14 protein-coding genes are annotated in these 15402 nt (G+C 73.3%); 5 read left to right on the top strand and 9 right to left on the bottom strand.

Going from position 1 to position 15402, the window contains the following annotated elements:
- Positions 1-27: 27 nt before the first annotated feature.
- From ABD080_RS04970 to ABD080_RS04945, 6 genes are all read right to left on the bottom strand, one after another.
- Complete coding sequence (locus tag ABD080_RS04970) at positions 28-2286, bottom strand: heavy metal translocating P-type ATPase (protein WP_343903848.1); 2259 nt, start codon at positions 2284-2286, stop codon at positions 28-30.
- Positions 2287-2361: 75 nt separating this feature from the next.
- Positions 2362-2571, bottom strand: coding sequence for a heavy-metal-associated domain-containing protein (locus ABD080_RS04965; protein ID WP_137769424.1), 210 nt, complete (start codon positions 2569-2571; stop codon positions 2362-2364).
- Between the two features lie 339 nt (positions 2572-2910).
- The gene (locus ABD080_RS04960; RefSeq protein WP_377827292.1) at positions 2911-5067 is read right to left on the bottom strand and encodes a heavy metal translocating P-type ATPase; all 2157 of its coding nucleotides are present in this window, start codon (positions 5065-5067) and stop codon (positions 2911-2913) included.
- Positions 5068-5168: 101 nt separating this feature from the next.
- Positions 5169-5315 (bottom strand): hypothetical protein, encoded by a 147-nt coding sequence (locus ABD080_RS04955; RefSeq protein ID WP_343903847.1) that lies wholly within the window; start codon positions 5313-5315, stop codon positions 5169-5171.
- A gap of 36 nt (positions 5316-5351) precedes the next feature.
- Positions 5352-6695, bottom strand: coding sequence for a NupC/NupG family nucleoside CNT transporter (locus ABD080_RS04950; protein ID WP_137769421.1), 1344 nt, complete (start codon positions 6693-6695; stop codon positions 5352-5354).
- Between the two features lie 81 nt (positions 6696-6776).
- On the bottom strand, positions 6777-7190 hold the full coding sequence (locus tag ABD080_RS04945; protein WP_343903846.1) for a VOC family protein: 414 nt from the start codon (positions 7188-7190) through the stop codon (positions 6777-6779).
- Between the two features lie 87 nt (positions 7191-7277).
- On the opposite strand from ABD080_RS04945, the gene ABD080_RS04940 reads away from it, so the two are divergent.
- Positions 7278-8018: a 3-keto-5-aminohexanoate cleavage protein gene (locus ABD080_RS04940; protein ID WP_343903845.1), complete on the top strand. Its 741-nt coding sequence runs from the start codon at positions 7278-7280 to the stop codon at positions 8016-8018.
- 16 nt (positions 8019-8034) lie between these two features.
- On the opposite strand, the gene ABD080_RS04935 is transcribed toward ABD080_RS04940, so the two are convergent.
- The 3 genes from ABD080_RS04935 to ABD080_RS04925 form a co-directional block, all read right to left on the bottom strand.
- The gene (locus ABD080_RS04935; protein ID WP_343903844.1) at positions 8035-9258 is read right to left on the bottom strand and encodes an MFS transporter; all 1224 of its coding nucleotides are present in this window, start codon (positions 9256-9258) and stop codon (positions 8035-8037) included.
- 20 nt (positions 9259-9278) lie between these two features.
- Positions 9279-9920: an NADPH-dependent F420 reductase gene (locus tag ABD080_RS04930; protein WP_343904641.1), complete on the bottom strand. Its 642-nt coding sequence runs from the start codon at positions 9918-9920 to the stop codon at positions 9279-9281.
- A gap of 99 nt (positions 9921-10019) precedes the next feature.
- Positions 10020-11216, bottom strand: coding sequence for an ATP-binding protein (locus ABD080_RS04925; RefSeq protein WP_343903843.1), 1197 nt, complete (start codon positions 11214-11216; stop codon positions 10020-10022).
- 121 nt (positions 11217-11337) lie between these two features.
- Here ABD080_RS04925 and ABD080_RS04920 point away from each other — a divergent pair, with 121 nt between their 5' ends.
- The 4 genes from ABD080_RS04920 (at position 11338) to ABD080_RS04905 (ending at position 15400) form a co-directional block, all read left to right on the top strand.
- On the top strand, positions 11338-11991 hold the full coding sequence (locus tag ABD080_RS04920; RefSeq protein WP_343903842.1) for a GntR family transcriptional regulator: 654 nt from the start codon (positions 11338-11340) through the stop codon (positions 11989-11991).
- A 168-nt stretch (positions 11992-12159) separates the two neighbouring features.
- Positions 12160-13539 carry a CitMHS family transporter gene (locus ABD080_RS04915; protein ID WP_343903841.1) on the top strand — a complete coding sequence of 460 codons (1380 nt, stop codon included), beginning with the start codon at positions 12160-12162 and terminating at the stop codon, positions 13537-13539.
- 49 nt (positions 13540-13588) lie between these two features.
- Positions 13589-14665 carry an isocitrate/isopropylmalate dehydrogenase family protein gene (locus ABD080_RS04910; RefSeq protein WP_343903840.1) on the top strand — a complete coding sequence of 359 codons (1077 nt, stop codon included), beginning with the start codon at positions 13589-13591 and terminating at the stop codon, positions 14663-14665.
- Between the two features lie 63 nt (positions 14666-14728).
- Positions 14729-15400 carry a hypothetical protein gene (locus ABD080_RS04905; protein WP_343903839.1) on the top strand — a complete coding sequence of 224 codons (672 nt, stop codon included), beginning with the start codon at positions 14729-14731 and terminating at the stop codon, positions 15398-15400.
- Positions 15401-15402: the final 2 nt, after the last annotated feature.

Below are 15402 nucleotides of genomic sequence, written 5' to 3'. Positions count from 1 at the left end.
GCTGGGTCCTGCCGTCGGCCCCGTCGCTCAGCGCGGGATGACGGAGCGGAAGCCGCGCAGGCGCAGGCTGTTGCCCACCACGAACACGCTCGAGAACGCCATGGCGGCGCCGGCGAGCATCGGGTTCAGCAGGCCCAGCGCGGCGAGCGGGATCGCCGCGACGTTGTAGGCGAAGGCCCAGAAGAGGTTCACCTTGATGGTGCGCAGGGTGCGGCGGGAGAGGCGGATCGCGTCGACCGCGCTGCGGAGGTCGCCGCGCACGAGGGTGACGTCGGCCGCCTCGATCGCGACGTCGGTGCCGGTGCCCATCGCGAGGCCGAGGTCCGCCTGGGCGAGGGCGGGGGCGTCGTTGACGCCGTCGCCGATCATCGCGACGACCTTCCCCTCCCCCTGGAACCGGGTGATGACGTCGACCTTGTCCTCGGGGAGCACCTCGGCGACGACCTGCTCGATGCCGACCTCGGCGGCGACCTGCCGGGCGACGGCGGTGTTGTCGCCGGTGAGGAGCACGGGGGTGAGGCCCAGGTCCTTCAGGCCGCGGATCGCCTCGGCGCTCGTGGGCTTCACGGCGTCGGCGACGACGAGCAGGCCGCGGGCCGCGCCGTCCCAGGCGACGGCGACGACGGTGCGGCCCTGCGCCTCGGCGTCGGCCTTCGCGGCGGCGAGATCATCGGGGAGGCCGGCGGCGGAGGCGTCGATCAGGCTCGCGCGGCCCACGGTGACCTCGTGGCCCTCGACGGTGCCGCGCACGCCGCGGCCCTCGAGGTTCGTGAAGCCGGTGACCTCGGGCAGGGGCCCGGCCTCCTCGGCGGCGCCGGCGGCGATCGCGCGGGCGATGGGGTGCTCGGAGGCGTGCTCGAGGGCGCCCGCGCGGCGCAGCACCTCGGCGCGGTCGGTGCCGGGTGCGGTGACGACGTCGGTGAGGGTCATGCGGCCGGTGGTGACGGTGCCGGTCTTGTCGAGGACGACGGTGTCCACCGCGCGGGTGGACTCGAGCACCTCGGGGCCCTTGATGAGCACGCCCAGCTGGGCGCCGCGGCCGGTGCCGACGAGCAGGGCGGTGGGCGTGGCGAGGCCGAGGGCGCAGGGGCAGGCGATGACGAGCACGGCGACGGCGGCGGTGAAGGCGGCGCTCGCGGGGAACCCGGCGATCAGCCAGGCGCCGAGGGTGACCAGGGCGATCGCGATGACGATCGGCACGAACACGCCGGAGATGCGGTCCGCGAGGCGCTGCACCTCGGCTTTGCCGGTCTGGGCGTCCTCGACGAGCCTCGCCATGCGCGCGAGCTGGGTCTCGGAGCCGATCCGGGTCGCGCGGACCACGAGCCGGCCGCCCGCGTTGACGGTCGCGCCGGTGACGGCGTCCCCCTCCCCGACCTCGACGGGGACGGACTCGCCGGTGAGCATCGAGGCGTCCACGGCGGAGGTGCCGGAGACGACGACGCCGTCCGTCGCGATGGTCTCCCCGGGGCGCACGACGAACTCGTCGCCGACGGCGAGCTGCGCGGTGGGCACGCGCACCTCGGTGCCGTCGCGCAGCACGGCGACGTCCTTCGCGCCGAGCTCGAGCAGGGCCCGCAGGGCGGCGCCGGCCTGCCGCTTGGAGCGCTTCTCGAAGTAGCGGCCGGCGAGGATGAACAGGGTGACGCCGGCACCCACCTCGAGGTAGATGTTCCCGGCGCCGTCCGACGGCGCGATCGTGAGGGAGAAGCCGTGGGTCATGCCGGGCATGCCGGCGGTGCCGAGGAACAGTGCGTAGAGGGACCACAGGAACGCCGCGGAGGTGCCCATCGAGATGAGCGTGTCCATGGTGGCGGCGCCGTGGCGGAGGTTGGTCAGCGCGGCCTTGTGGAAGGGCCAGGCACCCCAGGTGATGACGGGGGCGGCGAGGGTGAGGGACAGCCACTGCCAGTACTCGAACTGCAGGGCGGGGATCATCGCGAGGGCGATGACGGGCACGGTGAGCACGGCCGCGCCGATGAGCCGCTGGCGCAGGGACCGCAGCTCGGGGTCCTCCGCCTCCGCGGCGTCGTCGGCCTCCGGCGCCGGGGGCGCGGGGAGGGCGGCGGTGTACCCGGCCTTCTCGACCTCGGCGACGAGCAGCTGCGGGTCGTAGCCGCTGGGCGCGGTGACCTTCGCCTTCTCGGTGGCGTAGTTGACCGTGGCGCTCACGCCGTCGAGCTTGTTGAGCTTGCGCTCGATCCGGTTCGCACAGGAGGCGCAGGTCATCCCGCCGATCTCGAGCTCGATGCCGGAGTCGGCGATGAGCGGGGCGCGGCTGTCCATGGTGCTCCTGTCCTTCTGTGCGTAGGGGTGCGGTGTGGGGTGCGAGGTCGGGGCGTGCCGAGCAGGCAGCGCCGATCAGGCGGGGACGGCGGTGTAGCCGGCTTCCTCGACGGCGCCGATGACGGCCGTGTCCTCGAGGGGCGACTCGGCGGTGACGACGAGCCTGCCGGTCTGGTGGCTCACCTGGACGTCGGTGACGCCGGGGATCTCGCCGACCTCCTCGCGCACGGACATCTCGCAGTGCCCGCAGGTCATCCCGGTCACCTGGTACTCCTGTGCAGCCATCGTGGGCCTCCTTCGACGATCATGCGGGGAACCCCTCCTGGATTCCCGCCCATGGAGCAATTTATACCCCTAGGGGGTATTGGTCAACCCGTGGGGCCCCCACCACCGGACGGGCTGGCGCGCTGGTCAGGTGGGGGTGTCACCACGCTCCAGACGTGGCGCGGAAACGAGCCGTTCGCCGTGACGCCGCCGGCGATCGATTCGCGACGGCCATGGCTCGTTTCGCGACCACTCCTGGAGCCTCGCCGCCCCACCCACCGCGCCGGCCGCACCGGCCATCCCGACCACCCTCGAGCGACGCGCGCCCCAGCCACCGGTGAGCGACACCCCGCTCCGTGGTCACCGGCGCGCGAGGGCGGCGGCGACGCCCGCGGCGGGACGCAGGTCCAGGCGCCGCAGCAGCTGCGCGTTCAGCGCCACCACCACGGTCGAGGCGGACATCAGCAGCGCCCCCACGGACATCGGCATGACGAACCCGACCGGGGCGAGCACCCCCGCGGCGAGCGGCACGGACAGCAGGTTGTAGCCCGCCGCCCACCAGAGGTTCTGGCGCATCTTGCGATAGGCGGCGCGGGAGAGCGCGATGACGGAGAGCACCGAGCGCGGGTCGGAGCTCGCGAGCACCACCCCGGCGGAGGCGATCGCGACGTCGGTCCCGGCGCCGATCGCGATGCCGACGTCCGCCCGGGCGAGGGCCGGGGCATCGTTCACGCCGTCGCCCACCATCGCGACCCTCCGCCCCTCGGCCTGGAGCGAGGCGACCGCCTGCTCCTTGTCCTCGGGGCGCACCTCGGCGAGGACCCGGTCGATCCCGAGCTCCGCGCCCACGCGCTCAGCGACGGAGCGCGCGTCACCGGTGATCATGACGACCTCGATGTCGAGGGCGTGCAGCGCCTCGACCGCCTCACGGGACTCCTCGCGCACGGCGTCGGCGAGCCGCAGGGCCCCGGCGACCTCCCCGTCCCGCAGAACGTGCAGGACGATCGCGCCCTCCTCCCGCCAGGCGGCGGTGCCGGGCAGCGGGTCGAGCCCGGACTCCTCGAGCAGGCGCGGCCCGCCCACCCGGAGTTCGTGCCCGTCCACGCGGGCGCTCACGCCGAGCGCGGGGGTCGAGCTGCGGTCGGTGCCCGCCGGGACCGCGAGGCCGTCGCGCTCGGCGCGCTCGAGGACGGCGCGGGCGAGCGGGTGCTCGCTCTCCGCCTCCGCGGCGGCCGCGAGGGCCAGCAGCTGCGGCTCGTCGAGCCCGGCGCCCGACGCCGCGAGGACCTCGGTGAGGGCGGGCTCGCCGCGGGTGAGGGTGCCGGTCTTGTCCATGAGCACGGTGTCCACGGTGCGCATCGCCTCGAGGGCGAGGCGGTCGGTGACGAGCACGCCGCCGCGGGCCGCGCGCTCGGTCGCGATGGCGACGACCAGCGGGATCGCGAGGCCCAGGGCGTGGGGGCAGGCGATGACGAGCACGGTGACCGTGCGGATCACGGCCTCGTCGGGCATGCCGAGCAGCGACCAGACGATCGCGGTGATCACGGCCGCGCCGAGAGCGAACCAGAACAGCCAGGCGGCGGCCGCGTCCGCCACGCGCTGGGCGCGCGAGGTGGAGGCCTGGGCCTCGGCGACGAGCCGGCGGATCCCGGCGAGCGCCGTGTCCTCCCCGGTCGCGGTGACCTCGATGCGCAGGTTCGAGTCCGTCGCGACGGTGCCCGCGACGACCCTGTCCCCGGCGGAGCGCTCCACGGGGCGGGACTCGCCGGTGACCATGGACTCGTCGACCTCGGCGCGGCCGCTCGCGACGCTGCCGTCGGCAGGGATCGCGGCGCCGGGCCGCACGAGGACGAGGTCACCGGGGCGCAGATCCGCGGGGCTCACGGGGACGACCCGCTCCCCCTCGATCCGCTCGGCCTCGTCGGGCAGGAGGGCGGCGAGGGAGTCGAGCGCGGAGGAGGTCTGCGCGAGGGAGCGCATCTCGATCCAGTGGCCCAGCAGCATGATGACGATGAGCAGGGCGAGCTCCCACCAGAACTCGAGCTCGTGGTGGAGCAGGCCCAGCGTGGCGCCCCAGGAGGCGAGGAACGCGACGGTGATCGCGAGCGCGATGAGCAGCATCATCCCGGGGCGACGGGCGCGCAGCTCCGAGGCGGCGCCCGTGAGGAAGGGCCGGCCACCCCAGGCGTACATCACGGTGCCGAGCAGCGGCGCGACCCAGCGCAGACCGGGCACGCCCGGGATCGTGTAGCCGAGGAGGTCCGCGAACATCGGCGAGAGGCCGACGACGGGCACCGCGAGGACGAGCATGATCCAGAACAGCCGGCGGAACCGGCCGACATGGTCGCCGTGCCCTCCGTGTCCGCCATGCCCTCCGTGCATGTCATGACCCGCATGCATGTCGTGCCCGGCGTGCATGTCATGACCGGCAGGCATGTCGTGACCTGCGTGCGAGTCGTGCTCCGCGTGCTCCGCGTGCTCCGCGTGCTCCGCGTGCTCCGCGTGCTCCGACGGCATCCTCCGCTGTGCGTCCATGCCGCGAAGCTATACCCCCTAAGGGTATTAGGGAAGGGGTGTGGGCCCGTCGACGGCGAACACGCCGCGCCTCCCCCGTCGGCTCAGCCGAGCTCGCGCGCCGTGATCTCCCGCAGCTGCGCGAGGCGACCCCATTCGTCGTCGTCCGTCCCGGCGTAGACCCGGGACAGCCGCCCGCGGCGCGGCGGCGCGGACCGTCGCCACGACCCGGCCGACGCAGGGGCGATCACCGCTGGGTGATCAGCAGCTGCTGTTCACCCAGTGGGTCACCAGACGAACAGCCCCACGAGCGCCGCGGAGAGCAGCGAGACGAGGATGCCGGCGAGCAGCATCCGCCCCACGTTGCGGGAGATGAGGTCGTTCTTCTCGCGGTCCACGAGCCCCTTGAAGGCGCCGATGATCATGCCCACCGTGGAGAGGTTCGCGAACGAGGTCAGGAAGACCGTGAGCACCGCCTGGTGGTGACGGTCGTAGCCGGCGACCTCCCCGGTGATCTGCCCCATGACGACGAACTCGTTGGTGACGAGCTTGAGGCCCATCATCTGCGAGACCTCGGTCGCGGTCGCGGGGTCCAGGCCCAGCAGCATCGCCGGGACGAAGAGCACGATCCCGAGGATCGCCTGCAGCGACAGCCCCGAGTGGATGAGGCCCAGGAGGTGGTTGACGAGCCCGGCGAGCGCGACGAACGCGATGACGTTCGCGAGCACGATGAGCACGATCTTCCCCGCGCCCAGGATCGAGTCGCCGAGGAAGGAGAAGAACGGCTCCCGCTCGGGCTTCGCGGGCTTCGACGGCCCCGTCGGCTCCGTCGGCCCCGCGTCGGAGGCGTCCGCAGCAGTGCCGACGGCGGCGCCGTCCGCCGCGGCGACGTCGGCCCCGGTCGTCGCGGCCTGCGGGGTGTCGCTCTCGACGGCGCCCACGCCGACGATCACGTCCTCCTCCGCGGGGACCTCGACGGGGAACAGCAGGCTCGCCACGAGCAGCGCGTTGATGCAGTTCAGCGGCACGGCGGTGAGCACGAACTCGCCCGGCACGAGCTGCGTGTAGGCGCCGATCAGGGCGGCGGTCACGCAGCTCATCGACATCATGGCGATCGTGACGGTGCGCTGGGCGGACATGTGCTTCAGCTGCGCGCGGGAGACGGCGAGGGCCTCCGTGTTCCCCAGGAACATCATCTCCACCGCGAAGAAGGTCTCGAAGCGCGGCTGTCGGGTCACGAAGCTGAGACCGCGGCCCACCCAGCGGATCAGCCAGGGCAGGAAGCCGATGTAGCTGAGGATGTCGAACAGCGGGACGATCAGCAGGATCGGCAGCAGGGCGCTGACCACGAAGTTCACGGGGGCGGGGTCCACGCCGGTGGGGCCCACCCAGTCCTGGAGGGCGAAGCTGATGCCCTCGTAGGCGATCGCGACGAGCCAGGCGAAGCCGTCCGCCGCGGCGCGCACGACGGCCCGGCCGACGGGGAAGCTCGTGAGGAACCAGGCGATGACGATGTTCAGCGCGACCATGAGGCCCACGGACTTCCAGCGGATGCCGCGGCGGTCCTTGGAGAACAGCCAGCCGAGGCCGAGGAACACGGCGACGCCGAGGACGTTCAGAGCGAGGTACACCGAGGCTCACTTCCCGCCGGGGCGGGGATCCGGCGGCGGCCACCCTACCCGTCGGTCGCGGACCGGGGAGGGTCTCCCTGCTCAGCCCACGAGGAGGCAGAAGGGGTGCCCCTCGGGGTCGCCCATGACGTGCAGCGGCTCATGGGGATCGGCGCTGCGATCCATGAGCAGGCGGGCGCCGAGCCGCTCCGCGCGGGCGCGCTGGGTCTCGAGCGCGGCGGCGTCCGGCACGCGGAAGTCCATGTGGAGCTGCATGGGCACCTCCTCGCTGGGCCAGGTGGAGGGGCGCAGGTCCGGCTTGCCCTGGACGGCGAGCACGCGACGATCGTCGTCGTCGAGCAGCACGATCCAGGCGGTGTCGTCGGCCTGCGGGGGCGGGGGCGCCTCGTCGCCGGGGCGGTAGTGCAGGCCCAGCAGGACCCGGTAGAACTCGGCGAGCGCGCGGGGCTCGCGGGCGTCGATCGCGGTGCAGCTGAGCACGGGGTACTGGGTCATGGGCCTCCTCGCCCGGGCTTTCCACCGTAGGCCGAGCGGTCGCCGCCCGCCATCGTCCCGCGCGCTCCCGGGCCTTACGCTCGGCGCATGCTGCTGACGGTCTGCGTGAACGGCGCCCGCAACCCCGAGGACCATCCCGCCCTGGTCGCGGATCCGGCGATCGTCGCGGCCGACGCCGCCCGCGCGATCGCCGCCGGCGCGGGCGAGGTGCACGTGCACGCGAAGCGGCCCGGCGGCCGGGACTCCCTGCGCGCGGAGGACGTCGCCCGCTGGCTCGACGCCTTCCGCGCGGCGCTGCCGGGGGTGCGGATCGGGCTGACGACGGGCGCCTGGGCGGCGGGCTCCCCCGAGGAGCGGCTCGCGCAGGTGCGGTCGTGGGAGGCGCTGCCGGATCTGGTCTCGGTGAACTGGCACGAGGAGGGGGCCGACGAGCTGGCCGATCTGCTCCTCGAGCGCGGGGTGGAGGTCGAGGCGGGGCTGTGGTCCCCGGCGGCGGCGCGCGCCTGGGCGCGGTCCCCGCTCGCCCCGGGCTGCCACCGGGCGCTCGTGGAGCTGCCGGACCTCCCCGCGGGGGAGATCCGGCCGGCGGCGGAGGCGGTGCTCGTGGAGCTCGCGGCGGCGCCGAGGCGCCCGCCGGTGCTGCTGCACGGGGAGGAGCGGTCCACGTGGACGGCGACGCTGCTGGCCCTCGAGATGGGGCTCGGTACGCGGATCGGTCTCGAGGACACGCTCACCCTGCCCGACGGCACGCGCGCCGCCTCGAACGCGGAGCTCGTGGAGCGTTGCCTGGACTTCCTCGGCATCGACCCGTCGGACATGCCCTCCTGACCTGCGACGGGGTGGATCAGATCCGCTCGGCGGGCTCCGCGGCGGGCTCCGCGGGCGCGGCCGACGGGCGCGCCGCGGTGGACGGCGCGAGGAACGCGGCGACGAGCGCCACGACGAGCGGGACCACGAGGGCGCCGCGCAGGCCCACGTGCTCGCCGAGCAGGCCCAGGGTGGGCGGGCCGACGAGGAAGGCGAGGTAGCCGATCGTGGAGGCGAGGGCCACGCGTGCGGCGGGGTTCGGGCCCGAGTCGCCGGCAGCGGAGAGCGCGAGCGGGAAGCCGAGCGAGGCGCCGAGGCCCCACAGCACGACGGCCAGCACCGCGACCGCCTGGCTGTCCACGAAGGAGATGAGCGCGAGGCCGAGGGCGGCGAAGAGGGCGCTGACCATGAGCACCCGGGACCGGCCGGCGCGCGCGACGAGCGGCCCGCCGGAGAAGCGGCCCACGGTCATCGCGGCCGCGAACAGGGCGAACACGGTCGAGCCCATGGTCGCGCCGAAGCCGTGGCCGTCCACCATGACGAGCGGCAGCCAGTCGTTGGCGGTGCCCTCGGCGAGCGCCATGGCGAGCACCACGCCGCCGATGAACAGCAGCCGCACGTCGCCCAGCAGCGCGACCTTCGGGGCGGCGGCCTGCGCCTCCCGCTCCTCGGGGGTGGTGCGGCCGGTGCCCGCGGGGATCGCCGGAGCGGCCCACAGCAGCAGACCGGCGCCGACGACGGCGGTGAGGCCCAGGTGGGCGATGACGGGGAAGCTCACGGCGTTGGCGAGGATGCCGAGGCCCGCGCCGATCACGGTGCCGAGGCTGAAGGAGCCGTGCAGGGCGGGGAGGAAGGAGCGCCCGCCGAGGCGCTCGACCTCCGCTCCCTCGACGTTCATGGCGACCTCGCCGCCGCCCACGCCGGCGCCGAACACGGCGAGCCCGGCGCCGGTGAGCAAGGGCAGACCGGTCACGGCGCCGAGGGCGATGATCGGCAGGGCGATCACGACGAGCGCGGAGCCCGTGAGCGCGACCGGGCGGGTGCCCAGCCGCATGACGAGCGGCCCGGAGGAGAGGATCCCGGCCATCGAGCCGAGCGAGAGCCCGAAGAGCACCAGTCCCATCTGGGCGGTCGAGGCGCCGAGCAGGTCCCGCACCTCCGGGGTGCGGGTCACCCAGGCGGCGAGGGACAGCCCGGGCAGCAGGAAGAGCGCGCAGAGCGCCCAGCTGCGACGACGCAGGGTGGGGGTGGACGAGCTCATGGGGACGATCGTACGCAGACTCAGGGCAGACGGTTCGCCCAGTCCAGGTTCGCGCGGAGCTCCTCGGCGGTCTGGCGCACCACGTAGGCGGGACGGTCCCGCTCGACCCTCCACGACTCGCTCAGCGGGCTCACGTCCACGGCGTCGAAGCCCAGCTCGTCGTAGAGGCGGGTCGCGACGGCCACCGCCTCCGGGTCGTCGCTCGAGACGGCGAGCGCCCGACGGCCCGGGGTGCCCGCGGGCGCCGTGTCCGTCGTGATGTCCGCGGCGGGGATGTGGTTGAAGGCCTTCACGACCCTCGCGGTGGGCAGGTGCTCCTGCAGCAGCTGGGAGGTGGTGGTCTCGCCGGCGTCGAGGGCGGGGATGCGACCGTCCCGCTCCCAGTAGTAGTTGTTCGTGTCCAGCACGATCTTCCCCGCGAGCGGCTCGACGGGGACCTGCGAGATCGCGTGCAGCGGCACAGTCACGACGACCGCGTCACCGGCCTCGCCGGCCTCCGCGGCGCTCGCCGCGCGGGCCTTCGGGCCGAGCTCCGCGACCAGGTCCGCGAGGGTCTCGGGCCCGCGGGAGTTCGCGATCACGACGTCGTACCCGGCACCGATGGCCGCACGGGCCACCTGGCTGCCGATGTTGCCCGCGCCGATGATGCCGAGGGTGCTGATGGTCGAGGGGGTGTTGTCCTGTGTCGTCATGCCGGGCCCAACTCCGGCGCCGGGTCCCCTGTTCCCGTGTGTCCTCCCGTGAACAGCGGGCCGTGCGCCTCAGCTGCGCGGTCGCCGCACCGGCCGGGCCACCCGGGCCGGGGCGGCGACGCGGCGGGTCGAGCCGGTCTCCCGGACCCGCTCGAGCGCCTCGCGCAGGTACGGGAGGGCGAAGGCGACCCGGCCGGTCTCCGGCACCTCGAGCAGCTCCTCGCGGATCAGCCGGCTGCGGTGCGCGTTCGCGGCGCCCACCTCGAGGCCCAGCCGCGCGGCGACGTCGGCGACGGCACTCGGGCCGTTGTCCTCGAGCATGGCGAGCAGGTAGTCCAGGCGCCGGCCGGTCACGTCCCGCAGGGCGGGGCCGTGGACGTTGACGACCATCGCGTCCACCGCCGCCGCGCGGGCCGCCTCGACGTCCTCCACCTCGATGACCTGCGCGTCCCCGGCACGGGACCAGGCCTCCGCACCGATCACCTGGATGAGGTACGGATAGCCCTGGGAGATCTCCCCGGCCCGCACCGCGGCCTCGACGGTGATCGAACGAGGCGTGTCCGCGACGGTCTGGCGGATGACCTCCGCCGCGGTGCCCAGGTCCACGGAGCCGGCGTCCACGCGGTGCGCGCGGCGCAGGAAGGTCGTGCCGGGGTGGGCGAGCAGCTCGTCGACCCCGGCGCGGATGCCCGCGGCGACGAAGCCCGCACCGTGCCCCTCGCCGATCAGGTCCTGCATGTGCTGGGCGACCTCGTGGAGCTGGTCGCGGTCCGCGGACTGCACCTCGTCCACGCTCACCAGCAGGCCGCCGCCCGCACTCGTGAGCAGGGCGGCGAGGCGGTCGAGCAGCCGCCCGAGCGGCACCTTCTCCCCCGCGTAGCGGTCCACGTACTCGACGTCGCCCCCGGCGCGGACGCCGAAGGCGCCGCCCTCGGCGGAGGTGGCGCGCACCTGCTCCGCGTCGGGGTCCAGCTCGCGCAGCAGGTCCGCCGCCGATCCGCGCAGCTCCTCGACCATCGAGGTGGAGGAGGTGTGCAGCACGATCGTCCGCCAGTGGGCGAGCGCGGCCGCGTCCCGCAGCTGGCTGAGCAGCACGGTCTTGCCCACGCCGCGCGCGCCCGCGATGAGCACGGAGCGCTCCCCGGCGGCGCGACGCCCGGCGAGGGCCTCGGCGAACTCCTCGACCGGGGAGCCCTGCAGGGCGAGCACCCGCGGCGTGAGCCCGAAACCGGGGGTGAAGGGGGTGGTCGCGGGACTGGTCTCCATGGGGCCACGGTAGTGGGCGGGCCGATGGTTGCCGCGGCCCCGCCTGCAGGCGGGAGCCTCAGATCCCTCCGCGACCTCGGTAAGGTTGACCGACGACGTCGCAGGGGAAGGGGCCGGCAGCATGGCAGGCGAGAGCAAGGCCGATGTCGCCTACGTGCGCATCCGCGACAAGATCCTCTCCGGGGAGATGACGCCGGGGACGGTCATCCCCCAGCGCGAGCTCGCCGCCGAGATCGGCGTGAGCACAACACCCCTGCGCGAGGGGCTCCGGCGCCTCGCGAGCGAGGGACTCATCGACTTCGGCGACCGGCAGATCGCCCGTGTGCGGCCCATGCGGATCGACGACGCCCGGAACCTGCTCGAGGTGCGGCGCTCCCTGGACCCGCTGGCCGCCGGGCTCGCGGCCGAGCGGCGCTCGAACGCTGACTTGGCCGAGATCCGCGCCGCGGCCGACGGCCTCTCCGCGCTCTCCGTGAACCCCGATCTGGAGGAGCTGATGATGCATCGGCGCTTCCATGCCGCGATCTACCGCGCCTCGCAGAACGACCTCCTCATCTCCGTACTGGACCGGCTGTGGGACCAAGCGGATCGCTACCGCCTGCTCGCCCTGCGCACCGAGGACCGCGGTCAGGAGGCGCGCGACCGCAAGGACGAGGAGCACCGGCTGCTCGTCGAGCACATCGCCGCACGTGACGCGGACGCCGCCTCCCAGGTGATGCTCGAGCACATCGACACGAGCCTCGCCGTCACGGCGATCCGCAAGCTCGACGGCTGACCGAACCGACGGATCCTGATCGGCGCAGAGCGGCCCGCGGCGTTATAACCCACGCGCCCCAGCGCGTGCGTTCGGTTGCCACCCTCCGTCAGCAACGACCTTTCGTCCCAGGTCAAGCCCCTGAGAAGCGACATCCCTTCCGTCGTCGCCGATTCTTGTGTTATAACAGTGCTCGCTGCTCGACGACCTCCTCCGTCCTCGAGCACCCAGCGCCGGGAACCACAGTCCTCTCCACGAGAAGGAGCAACGATGCTCGCCGTCTTCGGCTTCGCCACCCTCGCGGCCTTCATGGTCGCCGTCATCCGGAAATGGGCCAGCGCCTTCGTCGCGATCATCGCGGCCCCCGTGCTGTTCGCCGTCATCGCCGGGTTCGGCCTCCAGCTGCCGGACATGGTCATGTCAGGCCTCGAGACCGTGGCCCCCACGGCCGTGCTGCTGCTGTTCGCGATCCTGTACTTCGGGGTCATGATGGACAACAAGCTGTTCGACCCCGTCTCGAACCTCATCGTCCGCGTCTCCGGCGGCGACCCGGTCAAGATCTGCGTGGGCACCGCCCTGCTCGCCATGATCGTCGCTCTCGACGGTGACGGCACCACCAGCTACATGATCATCTGCTCAGCTTTCCTGCCCATCTACCGCAGGCTTGGGATCAACCCGCTGGTGATCGGCACCGTCGCGATCATCTCCCTGGGTCTGATCTCCGGCACCACCCCCTGGGGCGGCGCGGCGACCCGTGCGATCAGCGTGCTGCACCTGGACCCGACCACCTACCTCGTGGACCTGGTCCCCTCGCTCGTCCTCACCTCCGCGACCGTGCTGCTCATCGCCTTCGTGCTCGGGCTCGGCCAGCGCAGGCACGTCGACCCGGATGCTGTCGCCGCACTGCGCGCGGAGATCGCCGAGCAGCGGGACCAGCCCCGCACGAAGGTCGGCTGGCGCATGTACGCCAACGCCGTCCTCACCGTCATGCTCATGGTGCTGCTGGTCATGGGGGTCGCGCCCCTGCAGGTCCTGTTCATCGGCGGGTTCGTCATCGCTCTGTTCGTCAACCACCCGCGCCTCGAGGACCAGGCGGAGCTCATCAAGCGGCACGCCACCAGCGCGGTCCCCGTCGTGATGCTCGTGCTCGCGGCCGGCGTCTTCACCGGCATCCTCTCGGAGACCGGGATGATCACCGCGATGGCCGACGCCGTCCTGAGCATCGTCCCCCACCAGCTCGGCGGCCTCATGCCGCTGTTCACGGCCCTGATCTCCATCCCGCTGGGCTTCTTCATGTCCAACGACGCGTTCATGTTCGGCGTGGTGCCGGTCCTCGCCGAGTCCGCCTCCTCGTACGGGGTGGACCCGATGACCACCGCCCACGCGGCCGTCGTCTCCCAGATCCTGCACATGGCCGGTCCCACCTCCGCCCCGCTCTGGGTGCTCCTCGGCCTGCTCAAGGCCGAGCTCGGCGACCTCCAGCGGCACGTCATCCCCTGGGCGGTGCTCGCGAGCCTCGCCTTCATCCTCATGCAGGTCGTCACCGGAACCATCCCGATCTCCCTCTGACCCCTCCCCCTCCTGCGGCGCCTGCCGCGACACCATGAAAGGACACACCATGACCACCACCTACCGCCTCGGACTCCTCCTCGGCGACGGCATCGGCCCCGAGATCGTCCCCGTCGCCGCCCGCGCCCTCGACGCCGGCCTCCGTGCGGCCGGCGCCCCGGCTGTCGACTGGATCGAGCTGCCGCTGGGACGCGAGGCAATCGACACCCACGGTCGCCCTGTCCCGGAGGAGACCCTCGAGACCCTGAAGGACGTCGACGGCTGGCTGCTCGGCCCCCACGACAGCGTCTCCTACCCCGCCCCCTTCAACGCGGGCCTCAACCCCTCCGGCACCATCCGGAAGCACTTCGACCTCTTCGCGAACATCCGGCCCGCGAAGGCGATCGCCGGAAGCTCCTCGCTGAACCAGGCCACGGACCTCGTGATCGTCCGCGAGAACACCGAGGGCTTCTACGCGGACCGCAACACCTTCGCCGGCACGGGCGAGATGATGCCCACCCCGGACGTCGCGATCATGCACGGCATCATCACCCGGGCCGCCACCGAGCGGATCGCCCACGAGGCGTTCCGCCTGGCCATGACTCGGGACAAGCACGTCACGATCGTGCACAAGGCCAACGTGCTCCAGCTGACCACGGGGCTCTTCCGCGACGTGTGCCGGGAGATCGCCGCGCAGTACCCCGAGGTGCGGCTCGACGACTTCCACATCGACGCCGCCACGGTCCATCTCCTGCGCCGCGCCCAGGAGTTCGACGTGATCGTCACCGAGAACATGTTCGGTGACATCCTCTCGGACCTCACCGGCGAGATCGCCGGCTCCCTCGGCATCGCGCCGTCCATCAACTCCTCGGACCAGCACGCCATGGCGCAGGCCTCCCACGGCAGCGCCCCAGACATCGCCGGGCAGGGGAAGGCGAACCCGATCGCGATGATCCTGTCCTCGACGATGCTGCTGCGCTGGCTCGCCGGGAAGCACGACGACCCGACGCTGCTGCAGGCCGCCGATTTCGTGGACGACGCCGTGAACCGCACCGTCGCCGCCGGCACCGTCACCCCCGACATGGGCGGCACCGCCACGACCACATCCTTCGGCGACGCCGTGGTCTCCGCCCTCGACCCCTCCTGATCCCCCGGGGCCGCCGGGCGACCGCCCGGCGGCCCCTCCTCCCCGAAGAAAGGACGACGGACGATGTCCCCCGCTCCCCGCATCGCCGTGATCAGCGCGGTCACCACCGCCGTGCCGCCCGTGCAGGCCGCCTTCGCCCAGGGCATGCCCGAGGCGGAGCTCGTGAACCTGCTCGACGACCGACTGCTGGCCGACGCCGGCGACGGCCCTCTGACCCCCGAGCTCAGCGCCCGCATGGCGCGCCTGATCGACCACGCCGTCCTCTCGGGCGCGGACGCCGTCCTCCTCTCCTGCTCCTTCTACTCCGCAGTCGCCGCCGACCACGAGCCCCCGCGGGCCGTCCCCGTGCTCGGCCCGGACACGGCGCTGTTCGAGGCCGCCGCCCGCTCCGCCGCCACGCGGATCGCCGTCGTGTCCTCCGCCCCGGGCCCGCTCGAGGACTCGATCTCCCGGCTGCGCGCCAGGCTCGGCGGAGGGCCCGTGCTCATCGGTGTGCTCGCCGAGGGCGCGGCGCCCGCCGCCCGCGCCGGGGACGACGCCGCGATGCGTGAGGCGGTCGCCGCCGCCGTGCGCGAGCGCGAGGCGGCCGGCGGCACACCGCCGGAGCTCGTGGTCCTCGGCCAGTACTCCCTCTCCCCCGCCGCCGGGACCATCGACGACGTCCCGGTCCTCGCCGGGCCAGCGCTCGCCGTCACCGCTCTCCGCGAGGCTCTCACGAGCGGGGGCGCCCGATGATC

The sequence above is a fragment of the Brachybacterium rhamnosum genome (assembly GCF_039526185.1).
Taxonomy (GTDB): Bacteria; Actinomycetota; Actinomycetes; order Actinomycetales; family Dermabacteraceae; genus Brachybacterium; species Brachybacterium rhamnosum.
Note: the sequence above shows the minus strand (reverse complement) of the source record. Positions and strands in the feature narration are given on the sequence as shown.

What these genes read in the sequence shown, in the direction of transcription:
- ABD080_RS04925 (WP_343903843.1), bottom strand. Translation starts at nt 11,216, where the DNA reads ATGGAGACCAGTCCCGCGACCACCCCCTTCACCCCCGGTTTCGGGCTC.
- ABD080_RS04940 (WP_343903845.1), top strand. Translation starts at nt 7,278, where the DNA reads ATGCTGCTGACGGTCTGCGTGAACGGCGCCCGCAACCCCGAGGACCAT.
- ABD080_RS04935 (WP_343903844.1), bottom strand. Translation starts at nt 9,258, where the DNA reads ATGAGCTCGTCCACCCCCACCCTGCGTCGTCGCAGCTGGGCGCTCTGC.
- ABD080_RS04965 (WP_137769424.1), bottom strand. Translation starts at nt 2,571, where the DNA reads ATGGCTGCACAGGAGTACCAGGTGACCGGGATGACCTGCGGGCACTGC.
- ABD080_RS04910 (WP_343903840.1), top strand. Translation starts at nt 13,589, where the DNA reads ATGACCACCACCTACCGCCTCGGACTCCTCCTCGGCGACGGCATCGGC.
- ABD080_RS04960 (WP_377827292.1), bottom strand. Translation starts at nt 5,067, where the DNA reads ATGCCGTCGGAGCACGCGGAGCACGCGGAGCACGCGGAGCACGCGGAG.
- ABD080_RS04920 (WP_343903842.1), top strand. Translation starts at nt 11,338, where the DNA reads ATGGCAGGCGAGAGCAAGGCCGATGTCGCCTACGTGCGCATCCGCGAC.
- ABD080_RS04905 (WP_343903839.1), top strand. Translation starts at nt 14,729, where the DNA reads ATGTCCCCCGCTCCCCGCATCGCCGTGATCAGCGCGGTCACCACCGCC.
- ABD080_RS04970 (WP_343903848.1), bottom strand. Translation starts at nt 2,286, where the DNA reads ATGGACAGCCGCGCCCCGCTCATCGCCGACTCCGGCATCGAGCTCGAG.
- ABD080_RS04945 (WP_343903846.1), bottom strand. Translation starts at nt 7,190, where the DNA reads ATGACCCAGTACCCCGTGCTCAGCTGCACCGCGATCGACGCCCGCGAG.